Source organism: Streptomyces sp. NBC_00483 (genome assembly GCF_036013745.1).
Lineage (GTDB): Bacteria > Actinomycetota > Actinomycetes > Streptomycetales > Streptomycetaceae > Streptomyces.
On the sequence record NZ_CP107880.1, the window covers coordinates 535,777 to 558,034 of the forward strand.

17 protein-coding genes are annotated in these 22,258 nt (G+C 71.1%); 7 read left to right on the forward strand and 10 right to left on the reverse strand.

Features of this window, described 5'->3' with window-relative positions; genetic code table 11:
- Positions 1-28: 28 nt before the first annotated feature.
- From OHA73_RS02560 to OHA73_RS02570, 3 genes are all read right to left on the reverse strand, one after another.
- A complete protein-coding gene (locus tag OHA73_RS02560) occupies positions 29-799 on the reverse strand; it encodes an NAD(P)H-dependent oxidoreductase (RefSeq protein ID WP_267072324.1) in 771 nt (256 codons plus the stop codon).
- An 86-nt stretch (positions 800-885) separates the two neighbouring features.
- Entirely contained in the window at positions 886-1,491 is a 606-nt protein-coding gene (locus OHA73_RS02565) for a DJ-1/PfpI family protein (RefSeq protein ID WP_267072323.1), read from the reverse strand.
- 13 nt (positions 1,492-1,504) lie between these two features.
- Positions 1,505-2,473, reverse strand: a complete 969-nt coding sequence (locus OHA73_RS02570; protein WP_327654007.1) for a GlxA family transcriptional regulator — start codon at positions 2,471-2,473, stop codon at positions 1,505-1,507.
- Between the two features lie 540 nt (positions 2,474-3,013).
- Here OHA73_RS02570 and OHA73_RS02575 point away from each other — a divergent pair.
- The gene (locus OHA73_RS02575) at positions 3,014-3,541 is read left to right on the forward strand and encodes a GNAT family N-acetyltransferase (protein WP_327658386.1); all 528 of its coding nucleotides are present in this window, start codon (positions 3,014-3,016) and stop codon (positions 3,539-3,541) included.
- Between the two features lie 87 nt (positions 3,542-3,628).
- On the opposite strand, the gene OHA73_RS02580 is transcribed toward OHA73_RS02575, so the two are convergent.
- The gene (locus OHA73_RS02580; RefSeq protein ID WP_327654008.1) at positions 3,629-4,531 is read right to left on the reverse strand and encodes an oxidoreductase; all 903 of its coding nucleotides are present in this window, start codon (positions 4,529-4,531) and stop codon (positions 3,629-3,631) included.
- A 116-nt stretch (positions 4,532-4,647) separates the two neighbouring features.
- On the opposite strand from OHA73_RS02580, the gene OHA73_RS02585 reads away from it, so the two are divergent.
- Positions 4,648-5,517, forward strand: coding sequence for a helix-turn-helix domain-containing protein (locus OHA73_RS02585; RefSeq protein ID WP_327654009.1), 870 nt, complete (start codon positions 4,648-4,650; stop codon positions 5,515-5,517).
- Here OHA73_RS02585 and OHA73_RS02590 read toward each other — a convergent pair.
- Complete coding sequence (locus OHA73_RS02590) at positions 5,501-6,559, reverse strand: aldo/keto reductase (protein WP_327654010.1); 1,059 nt, start codon at positions 6,557-6,559, stop codon at positions 5,501-5,503. The genes OHA73_RS02585 and OHA73_RS02590 overlap by 17 nt on opposite strands.
- A gap of 67 nt (positions 6,560-6,626) precedes the next feature.
- Between OHA73_RS02590 and OHA73_RS02595 the strand changes: the two genes are divergently transcribed.
- A complete protein-coding gene (locus OHA73_RS02595) occupies positions 6,627-7,163 on the forward strand; it encodes a TetR/AcrR family transcriptional regulator (RefSeq protein WP_267072318.1) in 537 nt (178 codons plus the stop codon).
- On the opposite strand, the gene OHA73_RS02600 is transcribed toward OHA73_RS02595, so the two are convergent.
- Positions 7,150-8,097 (reverse strand): DMT family transporter, encoded by a 948-nt coding sequence (locus tag OHA73_RS02600; protein WP_267072317.1) that lies wholly within the window; start codon positions 8,095-8,097, stop codon positions 7,150-7,152. The genes OHA73_RS02595 and OHA73_RS02600 overlap by 14 nt on opposite strands.
- A gap of 61 nt (positions 8,098-8,158) precedes the next feature.
- Here OHA73_RS02600 and OHA73_RS02605 point away from each other — a divergent pair, with 61 nt between their 5' ends.
- On the forward strand, positions 8,159-8,722 hold the full coding sequence (locus tag OHA73_RS02605) for a MarR family winged helix-turn-helix transcriptional regulator (protein ID WP_327658387.1): 564 nt from the start codon (positions 8,159-8,161) through the stop codon (positions 8,720-8,722).
- Between the two features lie 102 nt (positions 8,723-8,824).
- Here the strand turns inward: OHA73_RS02605 and OHA73_RS02610 are convergent, their stop codons facing one another.
- Positions 8,825-15,262, reverse strand: coding sequence for a non-ribosomal peptide synthetase (locus tag OHA73_RS02610; protein WP_327654011.1), 6,438 nt, complete (start codon positions 15,260-15,262; stop codon positions 8,825-8,827).
- A gap of 287 nt (positions 15,263-15,549) precedes the next feature.
- On the opposite strand from OHA73_RS02610, the gene OHA73_RS02615 reads away from it, so the two are divergent.
- The 3 genes from OHA73_RS02615 (at position 15,550) to OHA73_RS02625 (ending at position 18,969) form a co-directional block, all read left to right on the forward strand.
- Complete coding sequence (locus tag OHA73_RS02615; RefSeq protein ID WP_327654012.1) at positions 15,550-16,800, forward strand: cytochrome P450; 1,251 nt, start codon at positions 15,550-15,552, stop codon at positions 16,798-16,800.
- 105 nt (positions 16,801-16,905) lie between these two features.
- Positions 16,906-18,627: a fatty acyl-AMP ligase gene (locus OHA73_RS02620; protein ID WP_327654013.1), complete on the forward strand. Its 1,722-nt coding sequence runs from the start codon at positions 16,906-16,908 to the stop codon at positions 18,625-18,627.
- A gap of 69 nt (positions 18,628-18,696) precedes the next feature.
- Positions 18,697-18,969 carry an acyl carrier protein gene (locus tag OHA73_RS02625; protein ID WP_267072313.1) on the forward strand — a complete coding sequence of 91 codons (273 nt, stop codon included), beginning with the start codon at positions 18,697-18,699 and terminating at the stop codon, positions 18,967-18,969.
- Between the two features lie 114 nt (positions 18,970-19,083).
- On the opposite strand, the gene dpgC is transcribed toward OHA73_RS02625, so the two are convergent.
- The 3 genes from dpgC to dpgA are packed head-to-tail and all read right to left on the reverse strand — an operon-like array spanning position 19,084 to position 22,243.
- Complete coding sequence (gene dpgC / locus OHA73_RS02630) at positions 19,084-20,400, reverse strand: (3,5-dihydroxyphenyl)acetyl-CoA 1,2-dioxygenase DpgC (protein WP_327654014.1); 1,317 nt, start codon at positions 20,398-20,400, stop codon at positions 19,084-19,086.
- Positions 20,397-21,080 carry an enoyl-CoA-hydratase DpgB gene (gene dpgB / locus OHA73_RS02635; protein ID WP_327654015.1) on the reverse strand — a complete coding sequence of 228 codons (684 nt, stop codon included), beginning with the start codon at positions 21,078-21,080 and terminating at the stop codon, positions 20,397-20,399. The genes dpgC and dpgB overlap by 4 nt, the downstream gene beginning before the upstream one ends.
- Positions 21,074-22,243, reverse strand: a complete 1,170-nt coding sequence (gene dpgA, locus OHA73_RS02640) for a 3,5-dihydroxyphenylacetyl-CoA synthase DpgA (RefSeq protein WP_267072310.1) — start codon at positions 22,241-22,243, stop codon at positions 21,074-21,076. Before dpgA ends, dpgB begins: the two co-directional genes overlap by 7 nt.
- Positions 22,244-22,258 lie beyond the last annotated feature (15 nt).

Consider the following 22,258-nt stretch of genomic DNA (forward strand, 5'->3'; position numbering starts at 1 on the left):
GGGGCATGTGGCACCGTCGCGACGACTTTCACCGCTGGTGCACCCCCAGGCCGTCACGGCCCGGCGCGAGTTCGGGGCGCAGGACGAGTTCCTCGTCGTAGTCACCGCCCGCCTCGGACCGGTACGCCAGCGGTTCCTCGTCGGGCAGCGTCCGCAGCCGCTCCCGCAAAGCGGCGGACGTACGGGCGTAGTCAGCCGCGTCGTGCCGGTCCGCGCCGTACGCCACGAACGGCTCGAGGGGCGCCATCCCCGTGTACCAGAACGTGCCGTGCAGCAGCGGGAACAGCACCTGGTCCAGCTGTCCGTGGATGCCGCGCGGCCCGAATCCGGACGGCCGGGCCCCCACCGATGTGACGATGAGGGCCCGCTTGCCGGCCAGACCGCCGTCGCCGTACCGGCGGGCGTGTCCGTCCGACGCCTTCACACCGAAGCCGAGCCCCTGCACCAGGACCCGGTCGAACCAGCCCTTGAGGATCGCCGGAGGCCCGAACCACCACAGCGGGAAGTGCAGAACCACGACATCGGCCCAGGCCAGCTTCTCGATCTCGGCACGGATGTCGGCGCTCAACTCACCCGTCGTGTACGCGCGTTCCTGCTCGGCGCCGACCAACAGCCGCTCGCCGTCGGGCGGCCCGCCGCCGAAGTCGTCGGCGTCGACGACGGCCTTCCACTTCATCGCGTAGAGGTCGGACACCTGGTACGCGTGCCCGAGCCCGTCGAGGGCACCGAGCGCGTCGGCCATCAGGGAGCCGTTGAGGGAGCGCTGTTCGGGATGGGCGAAGACCCAGAGGATGTTCATGCCTTCGAGCGTGCGCCCTCACCCTCGTACGACATCAGTGGCCAGACGGCCATGGGGTGAAAGAATCTGGCCACCGCGGGCAGGGGTTACGCGGCCGGCTCGTCCGCCAGATACGGCGGCGCCGGCTCGTACTGCATGGCACGGCGCACCGCACGGGCGTGGTCGCGGCCGTGCAGCCGCCCGACGAGCCAGAGCGCGCTGTCGATGCCGGCCGAGACGCCCTGGCTGGTCAGCAGATCGCCGTCGACGACATAGCGGGCGTCGCGCACGACGGTGATGTCACCGAGCTCCTCCAGTCGCTCCTCGTGCTGCCAGTGCGTGGCGACACGGCGCCCGCGGGTGAGTCCGGCGGCGTGCAGCAGGAAGGCTCCCGTGCACACACTGTGCACCCACGACGCCCGCTCGGCGGTCTTGGCGATCCATCCGGTGACCGCGGGGTTGTCCACCTGGACAGTGCGCGCGCCGACACCGCCCGGCACCGTCACCACATCCAACGGCGGGTGGTCGTCGAGCGTGTGGTCGGGCAGCACGCGCAGGCCCTTCGCGAAGCGCACCGGGCACGGCCCCTCGGCGACGAGCACCGCGCGGTCGATGTCACCGCGCAGCCGCGCGGAGGTCGTGAACACCTGCCACGGCCCCACGACATCCAGATCCTCGGCATCATCGAAGACGAGCAGACCGTACACAGTCATCCTGAACTCCATCTCACAGTGCGGTAGTTGAACGAAAGCGGGCCCGGTACTCCGACGGCGCGACGCCGAGCCTGCGATGAAACGTGCGGCGAAGCGTCTCCGCCGTGCAGAAGCCGTGCCGCCGGGCGATCGCCTCCAACGGCTCGTCCCCTTCGGCGAGGGACCGCTGCGCCGCCTCCACCCGCACCTGCTCCACGTACCCGGCGGGCGTCACGCCCGTCTCCGCGGTGAAGCGGCGCTGCAGATGACGCGGGCTGAGGGCGGCATACGTGGCGAGGTCGAGGACGCTGTGTCGGGCGCCCGGGTCGGCCTGGATCGCGGCGACGGCGGCCCGGATCGGGTCGGTGGCCGGCGGCCGCGTCGCCATGGCCACGCTGAACTGCGCCTGGTTGCCCGGCCGGCGCAGGAAAAGGACCAGCTCGCGGGCGACGGCGTGCGCGGTGTCCCGGCCCAGGTCGTCCTCGACCAGCGCCAGGGCGAGGTCCATGCCCGCGGTGACCCCGGCCGAGGTCCAGACGTGTCCGTCGCGGATGAAGATGGGACCGCAGTCCGCGGCGATCTCCGGGTGCTCCGCGGCGAGTTGACGCTCGCGGGCCCAGTGCGTGGTGACCCGCCGCCCCTCGAGCAGGCCCGCCGCCGCCAGGAGGAAGACCCCGCTGCACACGGAGGCGACGCGCCGGGCCCCGGCCGCCGCCTCGCGGACCCAGCCGACCAGCTCCGGATCCTCGCGGGCCCGGTCGACACCCCGGCCGCCGGCCACCACGAGCGTGTCCACACCCGCCGGGTCCCGCTCGGCCAGGGAGTGCTCGGCGTGCAGCACCAGCCCGCTGCGCGAGCGCACCGCGCCGCCCGTGGGGGCGACGATCTCGCACGCGTACCGGCCACCGAGCCGGTCGCCGTGCTGGAACACCTCGTACGGGCCGACGAGGTCGAGCGACTGGAACCCGTCGAAGATCACGAAAACGATGCGGCGCTTTGTCACACCTCAACGTTCAGCGACCCCACCCCATGGCGTCAACGACACGCACCCCACAGATCGCGCCATGAGGGCAGTGACGCTCGGAGACGTGCCGGGCACGTCTACTCCATCAGGGAAACCGCGAACGCCACGACGATCAGCCCACTCGCCAACCCGACGAGAACGAGGCGCAGAGCGGCCTCCCGGTTCCGAGGTGGTCGGGAGCCATCACATTCGCGGGGAGGTGGCCCCTGCCCGAGCACGGGTGGATCGAGCCGGTTCGCATCGGTCGGCTCGGACTGTTCCTCTTCCTCGGCGCGCACGGTGTTGCTCATACCGGGGAAACGACACTGCACCGTGCACGGGCGCGGACCTGCCCGAACCGTTATGCCGCCCTCACCGAATCGGCACAGCCACCCGGCCCCCGCGCGACTCCGCGTAACGATCGCGGCACTTCGGCGGCGAGTGGTCCCGCGGCACTGCACGGTGTGGTGCATGTCCGATGCCACTGACCGCCGAGAAGGCGCACACGCGACGCAACACGGTGTCATCGCCGTGGAGCGCATGGACGGGGCTGCCGCGGTGCAGGCCGCAGGCGCGTTCGAGCTGGTCTATGCCGAGGCGTTCGCCGGTCCCCCGTACGACGAGTCCGAGGACGACGTCGACGCCGCCTTCCGCCGCTTCCCCGTCCAGGCCCGCAAGCGCGGCTTCCGTTCCGTCCTGGCCCGTACCGAGGACGGCGAGCCGATCGGCATGGCCTACGGCCACCCCCTCGGGCCCGACACGGTGTGGTGGGACGAGTTCACCGAGCCCGTGTCCGACGACATGCGGCGCGAGGACGGGCAGCGCACCTTCGGGCTCATGGAACTCGCGGTGCGCCGCGCATGGCGTGGACGGGGTGTCGCTCGGCGTCTGCACACGTTGCTGCTCGACGGCGTCGGAGCCGAGCGGGTGCTGTTGAACGTCCACCCGGCGAGCGGGGCGGCTCCGGCCGCCTACCGGTCGTGGGGATACCGCAAGATCGGCCAGGGTCGGCCGGGAGGCCAGGCAGCCGTGGACCTCCATGACGTGATGCTGCTCGACCTGCGCTGAACTCGACCTGCATTGAACTCGACCTGCGTTGAAGCGGATCCGTCACCTCACCGTGCGGGAGCGGCCGTTCGCTCCGGCCGCCGTTCTTCACACTCGCACCAGATCCGCGCTGACGGTCAGCTTCTCGTTCGCGTCGACCTCGTCACGCATGCGCTCGATACGGGCCCGGGTGCCGGCCAGCGCGTCCGAGCCGAGCAGGAGCCGCAACGGCGGCTGTTCGGTGTCCACGACGGTGGCGATCGCGGCGGCGGCACGGGCGGGGTCACCGGGCTGGCGACCGGAGACCGCCAGGGTGGAGGCCCGGCGCCTGCCCGCGGTCTCCGCGTAGTCCGCGAGGTGTGTCCCGGACTCCCGCATCGAGGACCCGGCCCACTGGGTGCGCAGGCCACCGGGCTCGACGAGGGTGACCGCGATGCCGAGGGGAGCCACTTCCGCGGCCAGCGACTCCGACAGCCCTTCGAGGGCGAACTTCGTGGCGTGGTAGTACCCGGTCCCGGCGAAGGCGGCGAGGCCCCCGAACGAGGACACGTTCACGATCCGCCCCGACCGGCGGGCCCGCATGCCCGGCAGCACCGCCTTGAGAACGGTGACGACGCCGTGCACGTTGGTGTCGTACAGCGCCCGGACCGCGGCGTCCTCGCCCTCCTCCACGGCGGCGAGGTACCCGTAGCCGGCGTTGTTGACCAGGACGTCGATGCGCCCGTACTCCTTCTCGCACGCCTCGACGGCGACGGCGACAGAGACCGCGTCGGTGACATCCAGCGACAGGGCGAGCGCGCGGTCGCCGTGTGCGGCGGCGAGAGCGGTCACGCTTGCCACGTCGCGGGCGGTGACGGCCACCCGGTCCCCGCGCCCGAGGGCGTGCTCGGCGAGGGCCCGCCCCAGTCCGCTGGAGCAACCGGTGATCAGCCACACGGGCGCACCCTGGCCGTCCGCAGTGGAGGTCAAGTCGGCCAACTCATCAAATGCTGCTGTGTCTTGGTTCGTCATGCCTTCAGTGCAACAGGGCTTCGGTGTGCGTGCCACGCCCCCTTGAGGGTGGCCCTCGGAGGGTCAGGCTCAAGGAGCGGCGTCGTCGTTCGCCGCCGACGGTAAAGTCCCACCTGATGACTCGCGACGACGGCAACCAGGACGACAATCGGCTCGGTTCCTTCCTGCGCAGTCGGCGGGAGCGGATCGACGCCGCTTCAGCCGGCGTCGTCGACAACACCCGGCGGCGGGTCAAGGGCCTGCGCCGCGAGGAGTTGGCGCTGCTCGCCGGCGTCAGCCCCTCGTACTACACGCGCATCGAACAGGGCCGCGACCGGCACCCCTCCCGCGAGATCCTCGAGGCCCTGGCCGGGGTGCTGCGCCTGGACGACACCGAACGCGGCTACCTCTGGAGCCTCGTGGCCCCGGCGCTCGCGTCCGCCGACGGCCAGGAGGCGGCGGATCCGGTCCGCACCGTGCGGCCAGGAGTGCTGGTGCTCCTCGAGCGCTGGGCCGACCTGCCCGCCCTCGTCGTCGGGCCCGGCCGCGACGTACTGGCCGCGACCGCCCTCGCGACCCGCGTCAACCCGGCGTGGAGCGCGGGGCACAACCTGATCGAGTTCACCTTCCTCGACCCGCGCGCCCGCGAGGTGTACCCCGACTGGGAGAACATCGCCGTCCAGGCCGTCGCGGGCCTGCGCACCACCGCGGCGGCCCGACCCGGCCAACTCGACGGATTCGTGGCGGACATGCGGGAACGCAGCGAGACATTCCGCGCCCTGTGGGACTCCCATGAGGTGTACGACCGGGTGACCGGCGAGAAGCGGCTCGCGGTCGACGGCCTCGGCGAAGACGGCGTCCTCACCCTCGACTTCGAGACGTTCGCCCTCGCCGGGCCCGAAGGGCATGTGCTGTACGTGTACTTCCCGCGCCCCGGCAGCAAGGACGACGCCGCGCTTCAGCGGCTCGCCCGACGGTTGGAGCGAGGATTCAGGCCACCGGGATGAGCGGGGTGTCGAGGAGACTCCGGTCGCCGTCGGTGCCGTGGGCCAGCGCGGCGGCGACATCCTCGTGCGGGGCGCCGAGCCGGATCGCGCTGACCTCGTCCAGCTTCTGGTAGTGGTACGGGGCGAGTTCGACGTTCAGGGCGTCGAGGTAGCCCTCCAGGTGGGCCGGCGTGCGGGGCCCCACGATGGGGATCAGCGAGGTACCGGCCCGCGCCGCACGCTGACGGAGCCAGGCGAGGGCGACCTGGACCGGGCCGGTGCCCAGCTCTTCCGCCACGGCGAGGACGGCGTCGAGTACGGCGGTGCGCTGGTCACCACCCTCGCCGACCGTGCCGTCGGCCGCGGCCCGCGCGCTGAGTCGTCCCTGCTCGCCCTGACGGTACTTCCCGGTCAACAGGCCGCCGGCCAGCGGTGAATAGAGGACGACGCCAAGACCGTGCGCTTCGGCCATCGGCAGGAGTTCACGTTCCGCGGAGCGTTCGGCCAGGCTGTACTCGGTCTGGACGCCGACCAACGGCATCCGTCCGCTCAGCTCCGACCCGACGGCGGCGCCCGCCACCCGCCAGGCCGGGAAGTTCGACAGGCCGCCGTAGCGGATCTTGCCCGCCCGGATGAGGTCCTCGAAGGCGGCCAGGATCTCCGGCATCGGGGTGACCCCGTCGGGAAAGTGCGGCATGAAGACATCGACGTAGTCGGTCCCCAGCCGCCGCAGGCTCGCCTCCAGGGACCGGATCATGGTCTTGCGGCTGTTGCCCGTGGTGCCGGGGCGGACCTCGGCACTCCTGGACCCGGTGTACTTGGTGATCACGACGTAGTCGTCGCGCTCGCGGCCCAGGAGCCCGCCCAGGACGGTCTCGGCCTCGCCGTTCTGGTAGATGTTCGAGACGTCGAAGGTGGTCCCGCCGGCCGCCACGAACGACTCGAAAATCTTCCGCGCCCCGTCCGGGCCCGCCGCTGCCGGGGCCGAGCCGAAGTTGGCCGTGCCCAGCACATACTCCGACACCCGTAGGCCGCTGTGTCGTCCGAAAGTCTGGTAGCGCATGGGATCCTCCTCGGATTCTGCGGTACGGTCGACGACACTAACACGTAAAACGAACGGTCATTCTCTTATGCCGAAGGTCAGCCAGGACCACCTCGACGCCCGGCGTCAGCAGATCATCGACGCCGCCCGCGCCCGCTTCGCCGAGCACGGCTTCGCACGCACCTCCATGCCCGACATCGTCAGGGCCTCCGGGCTCTCCACCGGGGCGATCTACCGGTACTTCAAGGGCAAGGACGAGATCGTCGCCGCGATTTGCGAACAGTCGAGCCGGGCGCTCCCCACGGAGCTGACCGCCGAGTCCATCCACGAATTCCTCGAGCACATTCGCACCCTGGCGCGCGAGGAGGGCCACGCCCGGCTGGTCGCCCAGATCTACGCCGAGGCCGCCGTCTCGCCGAGCCTCGCCGCGCTCGTCGACCGCCAACTCGAGGAACTCCGCGGGGCAGTCGTCGCGCTGCTGCCCGGCCACGAGCCGGCGCGCGCGGACCGGATCGCCGAGGCCTTCGTGGCTCTGTGCCAGGCCTACAGTCAGCAGCTTGCCGTGCGGGGCGACGTCGATCCCGCCCCCTTCACCGATGCTCTGGTCGCGATCACCCAGTCGTAGGCGAGGAGTTGGTACGCCTTCTTTCCGATCGCTCTGCTGCTGTAGCGCCCGTTGCGGCAGCGGTCACGCTACTCCTTGCATCGGCCGCACGCCTGGTCGGCCGTCCCAGTGCGATACCGACCAGGACCAGGGCCATGCCCGCGGCCTGGCGCACGGTGAGCGGTTCCCCTCCGAGCGCGACGCCGAGGGCCACGCCGGTGACCGGGTTGAGCAGGCCGATGAGGCCGACCGTGGCGGCGGGCAGGTGGCGCAGACCGGTGAACCAGGCGACGAACGCGAGAGCCGTGGCGATCACGGCCGTGTAGGCGAGTGCCGCCACACCGGGGGCGGCGAGCGGTAGGGGTCCGCCCTCGAAGACGAGGGCCGCGACGAGCAACAGCACACCCCCGAAGGTGAGTTGCCAGGCCGTGGTGGCCAGGACCCCGGCACCGGAATCCCAGCGCTTGGACAGGGCGTAGCCGATCGAGGACGAGGCGAGAGCGCCCGCCGAGGCGAGCAGACCGGAGAGGCTGGGCGACCCGGCCTGGCCGGCCAGCATCAGCACCACACCGCCGAGCCCGATCGCGGCCCCGGCCAGCGGCGCCAGCCGCGGCCGTTCGGACAGCAGGGCCCACGCGCTGAGCATCAGGGCCGCCGGAGACAGCGCCATCAGCGTCGAGGCGGTCGCCGTGGTCAGCTGGTGGGCGGCGACGTAGACGAGCAGGAAGAACACGCTGGTGTTGAGCAGCCCGAGCACCGCGGACCGCCACCACCAGGCGCCACGCGGAAGCTTGCAGGACAGGGCCAGCAGCAGACATCCGGCCGGCAGGGCCCGCAGCGCGGCGCCCCACCACGGACTGTCGGCCGGGAGGTACTGATGGGTGACAAAGTAGTTGGCACCCCAGGCCACCGGGGCGAGCGCCGCGACGGCACCCCACCGGTAAGTAGTTTCCATGGAAGCTAATATAGCTTCCATGGAAGACAACGCGTCCGGTGCGGACATGCCTCACCCGGACATGACTCCCCCGGATACCGCTCACACCGCTCACCCGGATCCCGCTCCCAAGGATCACGTCGCCCGCATCCAGGCCGCCTGGCGACAGGAACGCCCCGACCTCGACGTCGCACCGCAGGGCGTCATCGGCCGCCTGCACCGGATCGCGACGCTGCTCACGCAGGAGCTGTGCACGGTCTACGGCCGATACGACCTCAGCGAGGGCGAGTTCGACGTGCTGGCCGCCCTGCGCCGCGCCGGCGCCCCCTTCGAACGCGCCCCCGGCGAACTGGCCGCTCACACCATGGTCACCACCGGTGCCATCACCAAGCGCATCGACCGTCTGGAGCGCGGGGGCCTGGTCGCGCGGCGCCGCGCCACGGGGGACGGACGCGGCCGGGTCGTCGCCCTCACCGACGCGGGCCGCGCCCTCTTCGACCGGGCGTTCACCGACCACATCCGCAACGAACACCGGCTCCTCGCCGCGCTGCCGCCGTCCGAGGCCGCGACCCTGGAACACCTGCTGACCTCGTGGCTCGCCCAACTGGAGCCGCCCGTACCGGCGCCGGAGCGCAACCGGCCATAGGTGCCGGGCGCGCTCCGGGGCGGGTAGGGGCAGAGCATGTCGACGGCGATGGGTGCTGGGTAGTCAGCCCAAGAGGCGTCGGACTGGCGGTGTCTCGGACGTCTACCGCGCGCGCATGGGCCGCAGCTGCGGCCTGGTCTGCTGTGCGTCGTCGGCCCGGGTCGCCAGCCAGGCGGCGAGGGCGGCGGGGGTGGGCTTGTCGAACAGCTCGTGGATGGGGAGTTCCTCGCCCAGCACCACCCGCACCCGGCTGACCAGCTGAGTCGCGAGCAGCGAATGCCCACCGAGGACGAAGAAGTCGTCCTGCACGCCGACCACGGGGAGACCGAGGATCTCCGCGAACGCCCCGCACAGTGCCTCCTCCCGCTCGTTGGCCGGTTGCGGTCCGGCGCCCGCGGCCGCCGCCGGGTCCGGCTCCGGCAACGCACCGCGATCGAGCTTTCCGTTGCCGGTCAGTGGGAGGGAAACCAGCGGTACCACCGCGTCGGGCACCATGTGCCGAGGCAGGTTCTCCTGGGCGAACCGCCGCACTGCCTCGGTGCGGGCACCGGAGTCGTCGGCACTCCGGTCCTCCAGCACGACGTACGCGGCCAGGCGTGTGTCCCCCCGCGAATCCTCTCGGGCGATCACCGCGGCCTGCGTCACAGCGGGGTGTCGCGCCAGCACGGCCTGGACCTCGCCGGGTTCCACCCGGAACCCGCGAATCTTGACCTGTTCGTCCGCCCGCCCCAGGTACTCCAGGAATCCGCCGTCGGACCAGCGGGCGCGGTCCCCTGTGCGGTACATCCGCGCCCCGTCGTCGAACGGGCTGGCCACGAAGCGTTCGGCGGTCAGACCGGGTCGGCCCACATAACCGTGTGCCACCTGCGCCCCGGCCACGTACAACTCCCCCGCCACCCCCGTGGGCACCGGCCGCAGCGCGTCGTCGAGCACGTGCACCGCCGTGTTGGCGACGGGCGTCCCGATCGGTACCGTGCCGGCGATCACGGGCGCACGGTCGAGCCGTGCCGTCACGACCCCGATCGTGGCCTCCGTGGGGCCGTAGTGATTGAACACCGGCAGGTCCCCGGCCGCCTTGAGCAGCTGCTCGACCCAGCTGGGGGCGGCAGCCTCGCCGCCCAGCACCAGCGCGCACCGCGGCAGGAGCCAGCTCAGGTCGCCGGTGGCGCCCAGCGCCGCCAGATGCGAGGGCACCACCTTCATGAAGTCGATCCCGTGCCTGGCCAGATAGCCGGCCACCGCGACCGGATCGGTCGCCGCCTCGGCGTCCAGCACATGCAGCTCACCGCCGGTGGTCAGACTGGCGAACATCACAGTGTTCCCCAGGTCCGTCACGGCGGGCTGTAGCAGCGCATACCGGGCGCCGACGGATCCGAACCCCACGCGCCGCGGCGCGTGGAGCACATAGTTGGCCAGGTTCCCGTGAGTGACCACGACCCCTTTCGGCCGCCCGGTGGACCCGGAAGTGTAGATCACGTACGCCGGCCGCCCGGGCTGCGTGCCGGTCTCGAGGGCCGTCGTGGGCTGCGCCGCCAGTGCCGACACCACCACCGGGTCGTCCAGGGCGACCATGCGAGCCCTCCCCGCCGCCGGCATGTCGTCGAGGATCTCGGCGGTGCCGACCACCACCGATGCCCGGCTGTCCGCGAGCATGTAAGCAGTTCTGGCCACTGGTTGGGCCGGGTCCAGCGGCAGGTAGGCGCCCCCGGCCTGCCACACGGCGAGGATCGCGGTCACCATCTCGACGCCGCGCGGCAGGCACAGACCCACCACCGACTCGGCTGCGACACCGATGTCGCGCAGCTGGCGGGCCAGTCGGGCGGATCGCGCCTGCAGCTCCCGGTAACTGATCTCGACGCCCGAGCAGACCAGGGCGACGTGCTCCGGAGTGCGCGCCGCTTGTGCCTCGAACAGCCCCGGCACCGACAGGCCCGACGCCGCCTGGTCCGACACCGGCGCCGCGGTCCGGTTCAACTCGTCGAGGAGCTGCTGGCGTTCGGCGGGGTCGAGGACGTCCACGGCGACGAACGGAGTGCCGGGGGCGTCGGCCAGGGCCGTGACCAGGTTGTCCAGACAGGTGTTCAGCAGCGCGCAGATCCTGGTGGCATCGGCGGGCGCCAGCGCGTCGACCGTGACGTCGAAGGCGGACCCGGTGTCCCGGATGATCAGTGTCACCGGGTAGTTGGTGCGTTCCCTGGCGGAGCGCAGCCTGACTCCTTCGAGACCGAGATCGGACTCGTCGGCGGACGGATCGCGCCGGTAGTTGACGATGGAGGTGAACAGCGGCCTACGGGGTGGCACGGCACTCGCCTTCTGGACAAGCGCCAGCGGCGCCTGCTCATGCTCCAGGAGCTCGGCCAGTTGATGGCGCAGCCCGGCCAGCGCATCGGCCACACCACGCCCATCGACACCCAGGCGCAGCGGCAGGGTGTTGAGGAACAGGCCGGGCACCCGGTCGGCACCGGCCCCCGCGTTCATCCGGCCGGCCAGCACCGTGCCGAACACGACGTCGTCGCTTCCCGACTCGGCCGCGAGCACGCGGGCCCAGGCCAGGTGGAAGATCGTCGCCGGGCTCACCGCGCACGTCGACGCCAGGTCGCGTATCCGCCCGTTGAGCCGATCGTCGACCGGTCCGCCCGCGCGTTCCACCCCGGCGCCGTCACCGTGCACGTCCAGCAGCCCGAAAGGAGCGGTGGTCTCCGCGACGTCACCGAGCAGGCCGGCGAAGTAGCGTTCGTGCTCCGCGGCGGGCGTGCCCAGTCGCGCCTGAGCCACGAAGTTCCGGTACGGCAGCGGCGCCGGCAGCCGTTCGCCCCGCCCCGCCATGAACGCGCGGATCTCCTGGATGAGCACCCGCAGCGTCGTGAGGTCCTGCACCAGGTGATGGATGCGCAGCACGGCCGGCCAGCACCCGTCGCTCGGTTCGGTGAAGACGTGCGCCCTCAGCAACGGGGCCCGATCCAGCTCCATCCACGACCCGGCCGCGGCCAGCAACTGCTCCGCCGGGTCCTGGCGAGGGTCTCGCACGACCTTCTCGACCGGAAGCCCGACCCGGCGTGAGACCACTTGGACCGGCTCGCGCAGACCGTCCGAGACGAACGCGGTGCGGTAGATGTCGTGGCGGTCCATCACTTGCTGCAACGCGGCGAAGAACCCGTCACGTCGCTCCTGTGAGTCGAACTCCAGCACCGCTGACCGCAGGTAGATGTCGGGGTCGCCCTCGGCCCGCGCCAGATGGTGGAAGAGGATGCCTTCCTGCAAGGGCGCCAGGGGGTACACGTCCGCGACGTTGGCCGCCCCGCCCTCGACATGGGCGAGGACATGCGCGAGCTCCGCCTCGTCCAGCTCGACGAGCGGCAGCATGCCGGGGGTGATCTCGGTCGCGTTCTCGGGTATCCGGTTCGCCGGCACCGCCACCTGCTCCGGGCCGGAGACCGTGGCCAGGCTCGCCGGGGTCGGGGTGAGGAACAGGGCGCGTACCGACAGGGAAACCCCGCGCGTCCGCAGTTCCTCCACCAGGGTCACGGCCAGGAGCGAGTTGCCGCCGAGAGCGAAGAAGTCCTCGTCCGCTCCGACCACTTCCCGGCCGAGCACGCGGGCGAACGCATCGCAGAGGAGCTCCTCCTGCGCACTCACCGGTGCACGGCCCACGCCCGGCAACCGGCCCGGCGCCGGCAGGGCCTTGCGGTCCAGCTTCCCGTTCCCAGTCAGCGGCAGTTCGCCGAGCACGACGACAGCGGCGGGGACCATGTGGCCGGGCAGCCGGCCCACCAGGTGTTCCCGCAGCCGGTCCACGAGACCGTCCTCGGCCATCGGGTCGTGAGGGACGACGTAGGCGACCAGCTCCGCCCGTCCGGGCTCGCCCTGCGCGCCGCCCGGCCCGTGCTGACGGACGACGACGACCGCCCGGTCCACTTCGGGGTGGGTGGCGAGCGTGCCCTCGATCTCGCCGGGTTCGATCCGGAAGCCCCGGATCTTGACCTGGTCGTCCACGCGTCCCGCGAACACCAGCCGCCCGTCGCCGACCCAGCGGGCGCGGTCACCGGTCCGGTACATCCGCGTGCCGTCCTCGAACGGGCACGCCACGAACCGCTCGGCGGTCAGCCCGGGCCGGTTCACGTAGCCGCGTGCCAGTACGTCGCCCGCGACGTACAGCTCACCGGTCACTCCCACCGGTACCGGGCGCAGCGAACCGTCGAGGACGTAGAGCCGTGCGCCGTCGATGGGCGCACCGATCGGGACGTCGCCGTCCGCGAGGTCGTCGACGGACAGCCGAGTGGTGGCGACTCCGATGGTGGTCTCGGTGGGGCCGTAGTGGTTGTAGACCCCTCGCTCCCCGGCCGCGTCCAGCACCGCGCGGAGCCAGTCCGGCGACGCCGCCTCGCCGCCGAGCACCAGGGAGCGCGCCGGCACCACGCCCTCGGGTCCCGCCGTCGCCGAGAGCGCCGCCAGATGCGACGGAACGGCCTTGAGGTGATCGATCCGGTGGTCGGTGAGGTAGCCGGAGACCGCGGCCGGTTCGAGCACGGTGTCGGGGTCGAGGACGTGCAGTTCGCCGCCGAGGGCCAGAGAGCAGAGGACCATCGTGTATCCGAGGTCGGTCACCTGCGGTTGCAGCACCGCATACCGGGCGCCTTCGCCGCCGAGGTCGAGCCGCTCCCGCACCGATGCCACGTAGTTCGCCAAGGAGCGGTGCGTCACGGCGACGCCCTTGGGGGTACCGGTCGAGCCCGAGGTATAGATGACGTACGCCAGCCCGCCCGGTTCCGGCACGGTCGCGGGACCTGGTGCGCCGGGGGCGGGCAGGTCGTCGACCGAGACGGTGCGCACCCGACCTGCCGGCAGGTCCTCCAGGAGCTCGTCGGTGGACACGAGCAGGGCGGCACGGGCGTCGGCGAGCTCGAACGCGGTCCGCTCGACCGGCTGTTGCGGATCGATGGGCAGGTAGGCGGCGCCTGCCCGCCAGACGCCCAGCATCGCCGCGATCATCTCCGGGCCCGGCGGCAGGCAGAGTCCGATCACCGACTCGGGCCCCATCCCCGACCGGGCCAGGTACCGAGCGAGCCGTTCGGCGCGGGCGTCCAGGTCCGCGTACGTCATCGCACCGCCGGCCGAGACGATCGCGATGTCACCCGGTGTACGTGCCGCCTGCGCGTCGATCAGCTGCGGCACGCTCACCCGCGGCAGGTCGGCCGCGGTGTCGTTCCAGCCGCGCACGACCTGGACCCACTCGTCCTCGTCGAGGATTTCCGCGGCGCCGACCGGGGTCCGCGGCGCGGCCGTCACCATCCAGTCCATGATCCGGCGCAAGCGGCGCAGCAGATCGTCGGCAGCCTTCGGCCCGTTCCGGCCGCGGTCGACGTCCACGTCGATCTGCATCGGCGCCCGGGGCGAGCGGTCGTAGACCGCCAACCGCCGGTCCGTGGTCGGTCCTTGCGTGAGGTTGCGGACGGTCGCCTCCGCGGCACCGAACCGCGCCGGATAGCCGAAGCTCATGACGTCGACGATCAGCCCGCACAACGAGGCGCCGTCGCCGATATGGAGGTCCCGGATCATGTCCGCGTAGCGGTACCGGTGGTGCCGCAGCCCTCGGCCGACCGCGCGGCCGGCGCGGCGGACGATCTCGGCGACCGTGGTCTCGGGCGTGACGTCCAGCCGCACCGGCATGACGTTCGCGGTCATGCCCGGGGCCAGCTGTTCACGCCGTCCGGCGCGGCCCGGCACGGACACCCCGAGAACGATGTCGCGGGCCCCGGTGGTCCGATGCTCGTGGACGGCCGCCGCCGCGATGACGAGGACGGCGAAGCTCGTCTTCAAGTGGCGGGCAGCGTCCCTGAGTTCGGCGCCGTGCTCCAGGTCGAGTTCGGCGCTCGCGCGCGCCGGCCTCCCCGACCTCGCCCCACCGTCCCGTCCGGCCGGGTCGGCCCGATCCTGCAGGCCGTCCAGCGCGTCGAGCCAGAACGACCGGTCCGCGTCGAGGGCCGCGGACATCCGGTAGTCCCGGTCCGCCTCCACCAACGCCGAGAACGGCTCGAACCCACCGGCCCCGCGAGGGTCCGCACCCGCCGACAGCGCAGAGTACGCGGCGGCCACCCGGGTGGCGATCAGCGCGCCGCTGTGCGCGTCCATGATCAGGTGGTGGGCGCGGTGATACCAGAGCAGGTGCCCCTCTCCCAGGGAGAGGACGGCGCAGGCGAACAAGGGGGCCTGGCCCGTCAGATCAACCGGCCGACGCAGCTCCGCCTGCATCCATCGTTCCGCGGCGGCCCTCGGGTCGGGCTCGGCACTGACATCGACAACGGTGACGGGGAGATCGGCGGTGAAGTCGACGTAGCACCGCGGCTGCCCGTCCACCGTCCGGAAACGGAGCCGGTACGCGTCGACGTCGGCCAGCACCTGCCGCACGGCGCGGACGAAGACGTCCGGATCCACGTCTCCGTCGACCTCAAGGCATTCAGCGATGTTGTACGGGGCATCATCCGGTGCAATCTGCTGGGCGTACCAGATGCCGAGCTGAGCCGATGTCAACTCTCCAAGCACGACGTCTCCATCGGAATCTCCGCCGGAACCGACTAGCGCAATTGACACGGTCCGTTCCCTTTCGGAGGATGAATGAGCCTCGGCCACAGCGGTGTTCCGGATCATTTCAGTTCGCCATCCTGACCAGTCGCCGTTTGGGCGTCAAATGACTGTCCGTACTGTTCAGTTGCGACCCCCTCTGTTCAACTGCGGAATTCAGCAGTTGAACGCCGACACACGTTATTCCCGAGTTTCCGGCGCACGGGTACTGTCGGCGATCGTCGACTTCGATGAGAATGGATTCTGTGATGGTCGGAACCGCCGGTGGAAATGGGGATTCGGCACAGCCGGGCCGGCCTCCGCTGCCGGGGGAGATCGCCGACCTGACCGATCCGGGCAACCGGGAGGATCCGTACCCCTCCTTGGAGAAGCTGCGCCGGCGATCGCCCTATACGCCCTTCGACGGTCTCCTCGTCGTGGGGCGGCACAACCAGTGCTCGGCTCTGCTCCGTGACCAGACGATGAGCGCGGCCCGGGACCGGGCTCCGCTCTCCCCCACTCCGCGAGGGCCGCGGACACGGAACTTCCTCCACCTCGACCCGCCGGACCACACCCGCTACCGGCGGCTGGTGACCGGCGCGTTCACGCGGCGGAAGGTCGACGGCATGGCGCCGTGGATCCGCGAGATCGCGACCGACCTGTTCCGGGCCGCCGCCGAGGCCGGCACGCTCGAAGTCATCGACGACCTCGCCTATCCGCTGCCACTGCGGGTCATCTGCGAGCTGCTGGGCGTCCCGTTCGAGGATCGTCAGCTCCTGCAGGACTGGTCGTCCGAGCTGGCGACGGCGCTGGATCCGCCGCTGGGCACCACCGGACGAATGACGCCGGAGGCCGGGCGGGCCCGCGCCGGATTCGTCCACTACTTCCGGCGCCTGATCGAGGAGCGCCGGAGCGCTCCCCGGCAGGACCTCATCTCGCACCTGCTGCAGGTCGAGGAGGACGGGCACCGTCTCGATGACGACGACGTCCTGGCAACCTGCGTACTCCTGCTCAACGCGGGTCACGAGACGACCGTGAACCTGATCGGCAACGCGATCCTCGCCCTGCTGCGCCATCCCGGGCAGCTCGACCGGCTGCGGGCCGACACCACGCTGGCGCCGGCCGTCGTCGAAGAAGTTCTGCGCTATGACGCGCCGGTGCAGATGACCACTCGGGTGGCCCGTCGGCACGGCACGCTCGGCGACGCCGAGGTCCGACCGGGGGACACGGTGCTGTTCCTGCTCGGGGCCGCCAACCGGGACCCCGACGTGTATCGCGACCCGGACAGGTTCGACATCGAACGTCCCTCGCCCCCCGCCCATCTGGCGTTCTCGGCAGGCGCGCACTTCTGCCTCGGTGCCGGCCTGGCCCGCCTGGAAGTCGCCATCGCCCTCGAACTCTTCAGCACCTTCCTGATCCGGCCGCGGCTTCGGGACGACGGCGTCAGCTACAAACGCAACCTGAACCTGCGCGGTCCTTCACGCCTCCTGGTCGACTTCGACGGCGTCCACGCCGGTTGAGGATCCGATCACGCACGTCAAGAACCGCACCCAGAACCCTCTCGAGCCCCCTCGAGAGCCTGTCCGTCACGGTCCACACCCCAGTCAGTCGCGGAGGACGATCCCATGTGGCAAGCCCTGGCCGACGCACCCGATTTGGTGACGCTGTTCCGTGAGCAGGTGGCGGCCCGGCCGACCGCCGAGGCGGTCGCGTTCCTCGCCGACCCCGACGACCTCACCGGCGGCCTGGTGCGTTGGTCGTACGCCCGGCTCGACGAGGAGGCGCGCAGCCGCGCCGCATGGCTGCAGGAGAACGTCCCCGCAGGATCCCGCGTGCTCCTGCTCCACCCCAACGGACTCGAGTTCGCCGCGGCCTTCTTCGGCTGCCTCTACGCGGGGATGATCGCTGTCCCGGCACCGCTTCCGGGCCGCCATCCGCACCACCGCAAGCGGCTCGCCGCAGTCGCTGCCGACTCCGGCGCCGCCGCGGCGCTGACCACGTCCCGGGACCTGGAAGAGGTCCACACGTGGATGAAGGACATGGGGGTCACCACGATCCGCACCGCCGCCGGCGACGAGCCCGGATTCGGTGATCCACAGGCCTGGGCGCCCCCACGGCTGGACCGGTCGACGACGGCCCTGCTGCAGTACACCTCCGGATCGACCGGCACCCCCAAGGGCGCGGTCATCCACCACGACCATTTGCTGTACAACGGCGGCGAGGGCATGCGAGCGCTCCGGTGGCGCGGGCCTTCGGGCGGCTGGCTGCCGCTGTACCACGACATGGGGCTCAACGTCTTCCTCTGGCCGCTGCTGCGCGGCGACAGAAGCGTGCTGATGGAACCGCTGGCGTTCATCCGCCGTCCCCTGCGCTGGTTGCAGCTGATCGAGCGCGAGAACATGACGGTCTCGTTCGCTCCCAACTTCGCCTTCGAGCTGTGCACACGAAAGGTCAGCGAGGAGCAAGCGGCCGAACTGGACCTGTCTCGCTGGGACCTGGCCGGGTGCGCCTCGGAGCCCATCGCTCCGGACATCCTCTCCGGCTTCATCACCAAGTTCGCGGCCTCTGGATTCCGCCCGGAGACGATGGTTCCCGTCTACGGCCTTGCCGAGGCGACGGTGTTCGTCTCCGGGCACCCGGGCCGGCCACCCGTGACCCGAAAGGTGGACCTCGACGCGCTCGCGCAAGGCACGTTCACCCCTGCCGACGGAGCGGCCCAGGCGCGCGAGATCGTCAGTTGCGGCATCCCCACCGCCGCAGCGGAGGTCCGCGTGGTCGACCCGACGTCCCGGGAGGTGCTCCCGGAGAGCTCCCTGGGAGAGATCTGGTTGCGCGGTCGCAGCATCTCCCCCGGCTACTGGCAGCGGGACGACAACGCGGAGACTTTCGACGCCGTCACCGCGAACGGCGACGGCGGCTACCTCCGCACCGGCGACATCGGCGTGTTGCACGACGGTGAGCTCTACGTGCACGGACGGCTCAAGGATGTGATCATCGCGCACGGACGCAACATCTACCCGCAGGACGTGGAGCAGGAACTGCGCGCTCAGCACCCCGAGTTGGGCAACGTCGGCGTCGTGTTCGGCGGTCCTGGCTACGCGCAGGGCGACGATTCCATGGTCGTCGTCACGCACGAGGTGCGCAGCGTGCAGCACGAGGGACTGGTCGCCCTGGCGGCCGGCATCCGGCACACCGTGGGGCGCGAGTTCGGCATCAGCGTCGACAGCGTGGCTCTGCTCAAGCCCGGCAGCGTCCTGCGCACCACGAGCGGCAAGGTTCGCCGCGCGGCGATGCGGGACCTCTTCCACCAGGGTCTGCTGACCCCCCTCTACCAGGACCCTCGTTAGCGTCCCGCGGCCTTGCTCGCGACGCCCACGGGGCCACGACGCACTGGTTCACTCACCCGAAGGACTCACATGCGCGATGCCAGAGCCGACGAGCTCTACACCGAACTCCAGGGGTGGCTCTGCGGCCGGCTGGCCGAGGAGCTGGGGCTGCCGCAGGCAGCCGTCGACCCGACCGAACCCATGTCCTCCTACGGCCTGGATTCCATCAAGGCCATCACTCTTCTCGCCACGGTCGAGGACCACGTGGGATTTGAGATCGACCCCAACGCCCTCTGGGAGTTTCCCACTGCGGCCTCCCTTGCCGAGTCGCTGGTCGACCAGTTGGCCGCCCGCCCGCAATAGGGTGTGGCGCCGCGCGCAAACGCCAAACGGCCCTGCCCCGGATTCAATCCCGGGTCAGGGCCGTCTTGGCAATGCAGCCGGCCTGATTCCGCAATCACGGCCCCAAGGCCGAAATCACCTCGGCGCCTTCCCTATTGACGTTGCTGACGTGCCGGACGCGCCCCGGGCGGAGAAACGGCCGACCTTGCCGATCACATCCGCGCTGTGCGTGCGCATCGACTGCTCCAGCGCGAACTCCGCCATATAGCGCCGGAACACGTCGATGTCCTCTTCGGCGGCGTTCAGCATCTTCCGGTTCGCAGCGACAGCCGGCCCGCGCAGTCGGTCGAGGCTGTCTTCGACAGCACGGTCCAGCTCGTTCGGTGCGTGTATCTCGTCCACGAGGAGCCGGGCCTCCGGGTCGGCCGCCTGAATCCTGCGGCCCTCCAGGATGATCTGGCGAGCCAGGCGCGGCCCCGTGTACCGGGGCAGCCGCAGGTTGGCGACTCCGGGGACGATGCCCTCCTGGGCCGCGGGCAGGCTGAGGTAGGCGTCGGAGGCGGCGAGGACATGGTCCACGACCAGCAGCAGCTGCATGCCACCGCCGATGGCGAAGGAGTCGACGGCCGCGACCCACGGCTTGGCCCGGGCGGGCGAGTGCCAGGATGCGCCGTCGTCGACGCGGATGCCACGCCAGATCTTGTGCAGATACCCGAGCTCGCGGCGCAGCAGGAAGTTGTCGAGCGAGATGTCCCCGGCGTGCAGGCTCTTGAGGTTGATCCCGGAGCTGAACACCCGCTTGCCCGCATAGCGGGGATGGGTCATCTCTCCCCCACGCAGCAGGCAGATTTCGACCCCGGGGTCGAGCAGGGCCAGGTCGACCGCGGTCTCCATGTCGTCGACCTGCCGGTCGTCCTCGGCGTTCAGGCAGTCGTCGCGGCACATCGTCAGCCGGGCGGCCCCTTCGCGGCGTTCCAGCCGTACGGAGCCGAGGTCCGCCTGCCCGGTGGCGGTGAACTCGGGCAGCAGTTCCAGGGCCCGTGCCGTGGGGTGCAGTAGGGCGTCCACCAAGTGACCGCCGGAGCGCGGTGAGCGCAGGATCCGGCAGAAGAAGATGCCCAGGTCGATCTCGTGACCCACCTTCTGCGCCTGCGCCCGCGCGCGGTCCGCGGCCAGCTCGGCAGCGGTGGGGACGAGCCCGGGGAACGCGTCTGCCGCCGCGGCGGCGAGCTCGCTCAGCCGCAGGCGGCGGGTGCGGCCCGCGGTGAGCTCGGCGTAGACGGCGTCGGCATGCGTGTCGAGGAAGGCACTGCGCAGCGCCCTCATCCGCTCCGGGGGCTGCGCCGCCGACTGCTGTGCCGCGCGCGCGAGCGCCGCGCGCGCACCGGGCAGGTTCGTCCGCATCTCCCCCGTACGCGCCGGCTGCACCGGCGCCGGGACGGTGCCGGTCATGTCGCCGCCTCGGTCGAGGTCCGCCGCAACTCCCGGTCGCAGGCCGCCAGATGGGCCCCCAGCGCCTCCTCGAACGGGACGGTGTGGGCATCGAGCAGCAGCTGTCGCCTGATGGCCAGCTCCGTTCCGGCGAACCCCGCGGCGAGTTCGGCGGCCGCCGACACCGCGGCCGCGGTGTCGAGCGTCACCTCGTCGACGAGGTGCAGCTCCAGCGCCCGCACGGCATCGAGCGGGGTGCCGAACAGCACCGTACGGCGGACGGCCGCAGCGCCTGTCACCTGCTGGACGAGCCGGTGCAGCGCCATTCCGGGCCAGGTGGCTCCGTCGGCCATGACCGGCACCAACCGCAGCGAGGGGGTGGCGATACGGATGTCGGTGGCCAGCAGGGCGTCGAGAGCGAGGCCGCCGCAGTCGCCGTCGGCAACCGCGATCGTCGTCGTGGGCAGCCGCTCCAGCCGGCGCAGGGCCCTCTCCCACTTGCTGACCAGCCCCACTGTCAGCTCACCGGTCCACCCGCGGCCCGGGGTGCCGGCCAACTCGACGATCACCGGGCTGCTCCCGCCGGTGTCCTCGGCGCGGTCGCAAACGGCATTGACCGCGGCGACGGCCTCGGGCGACGGCGGTCGTCCGCCGTCGAGCCGAAGTCTCGTCGCCTCCGGCACCTGCTCCGCCCTCACCATTGGACCAGCGCCGTCTCGATCGTGGACCCCGGTCCCATGGTCATCAGCACGCCGAAATCACCCGCCCTGACGCGGCCTTCTCGAAGCAGCCGCTCGTAGGAGAACAGAAACGAACCGCTCGACAGGTTGCCGTAGTCGCGCAGCACCCCGGTGGTGTGCCGCAGATCCTGGCGGGTGAGGCCGAGGTTCATGCGGACCGCGTCGATGACCTTCTTGCCTCCGGAGTGCACGAGCCAGTGGGCGATGCTGCTGCGGCGCAGGCCCGTGTCCTCCAGGAGCCGGTCCACCACGCGTTCCACATGGGCCCCGACCACGTACGGGATGTCCGGGTCCAGGTAGAAACTGAACTTGTGCTCGGCGTCGTCCCAGTCGTATCGCATGGCATCGACCGCCTCGTGAATGAGGTGGCTGGCGAAGCCCAGCAGGCGCGGTCCTGCCGAGGAGCCTGCGCGGTCCGCCGGCAGTTCCCCGGGCATGGGTCCGGCGGCGTCGGGTGTATCGGCGAATAGGGCGATGGCGGCGGCTCCGTCACCGAAGAGGCTGTTGACGACCGCGGTGCGCATGGTCGAATCCATGACGTATGCGGCGGAGCATGCTTCGACGCAGAGCTGGACGGCGACCTGTCCGGGGTGTGCCATGGACCAGGCCGCCGTGGCGTTGAGGGCGTTCAGACCCGCGTTGCAGCCCATTCCGACCACGTCGACGCGGCTGCATCCGGCACCGATGCCCATGTCCTTGATGAGCAGCGCGCTGAGGCCGGGCGTGAGGAATCCCGTGGTGGTCACGCAGCAGAGGTAGTCGACGTCGGCGAGGTCGATGCCCGCGTCCGCAAGACACGCGCGCACGGCCCGCGCACCCATGTCGCGGCAGAGCTGCTTGTGCTTGCCGAGCAACTCGCCCTGGGATTCCTGGAGGAAGGGCTCGGCCGTACCGGAGGGCGGGAGGGTGAGGTGTCGCCGCTCGATGGCGCTGTTGAGAAACACGGAGCGGATCCTGGGATCCGTTATCCGGAAGCGGTCGAGCAGCTCGCGCTGCGAGTAGGAGGACTCGGTCACGGCGGTGCCGACACCGATGATGCGGCTGAAGTTGCCGAGGGGCTTCGGCTGGGGCTCCACAGGAGCCGGCAGGTCTCCACCGGCCGGGTGGACGATCGTGGCGGTCATCGGAAGGTCCACCCC

Bases quoted from the DNA above. Each gene is read 5' to 3' on its own strand.
- OHA73_RS02560 (WP_267072324.1), bottom strand. From the start codon at position 799: ATGAACATCCTCTGGGTCTTCGCCCATCCCGAACAGCGCTCCCTCAAC.
- OHA73_RS02565 (WP_267072323.1), bottom strand. From the start codon at position 1,491: ATGACTGTGTACGGTCTGCTCGTCTTCGATGATGCCGAGGATCTGGAT.
- OHA73_RS02575 (WP_327658386.1), top strand. From the start codon at position 3,014: ATGGACGGGGCTGCCGCGGTGCAGGCCGCAGGCGCGTTCGAGCTGGTC.
- OHA73_RS02580 (WP_327654008.1), bottom strand. From the start codon at position 4,531: ATGACGAACCAAGACACAGCAGCATTTGATGAGTTGGCCGACTTGACC.
- OHA73_RS02585 (WP_327654009.1), top strand. From the start codon at position 4,648: ATGACTCGCGACGACGGCAACCAGGACGACAATCGGCTCGGTTCCTTC.
- OHA73_RS02590 (WP_327654010.1), bottom strand. From the start codon at position 6,559: ATGCGCTACCAGACTTTCGGACGACACAGCGGCCTACGGGTGTCGGAG.
- OHA73_RS02595 (WP_267072318.1), top strand. From the start codon at position 6,627: ATGCCGAAGGTCAGCCAGGACCACCTCGACGCCCGGCGTCAGCAGATC.
- OHA73_RS02600 (WP_267072317.1), bottom strand. From the start codon at position 8,097: ATGGAAACTACTTACCGGTGGGGTGCCGTCGCGGCGCTCGCCCCGGTG.
- OHA73_RS02605 (WP_327658387.1), top strand. From the start codon at position 8,159: ATGACTCCCCCGGATACCGCTCACACCGCTCACCCGGATCCCGCTCCC.
- OHA73_RS02615 (WP_327654012.1), top strand. From the start codon at position 15,550: ATGGTCGGAACCGCCGGTGGAAATGGGGATTCGGCACAGCCGGGCCGG.
- OHA73_RS02620 (WP_327654013.1), top strand. From the start codon at position 16,906: ATGTGGCAAGCCCTGGCCGACGCACCCGATTTGGTGACGCTGTTCCGT.
- OHA73_RS02625 (WP_267072313.1), top strand. From the start codon at position 18,697: ATGCGCGATGCCAGAGCCGACGAGCTCTACACCGAACTCCAGGGGTGG.
- dpgC (WP_327654014.1), bottom strand. From the start codon at position 20,400: ATGACCGGCACCGTCCCGGCGCCGGTGCAGCCGGCGCGTACGGGGGAG.
- dpgB (WP_327654015.1), bottom strand. From the start codon at position 21,080: ATGGTGAGGGCGGAGCAGGTGCCGGAGGCGACGAGACTTCGGCTCGAC.
- dpgA (WP_267072310.1), bottom strand. From the start codon at position 22,243: ATGACCGCCACGATCGTCCACCCGGCCGGTGGAGACCTGCCGGCTCCT.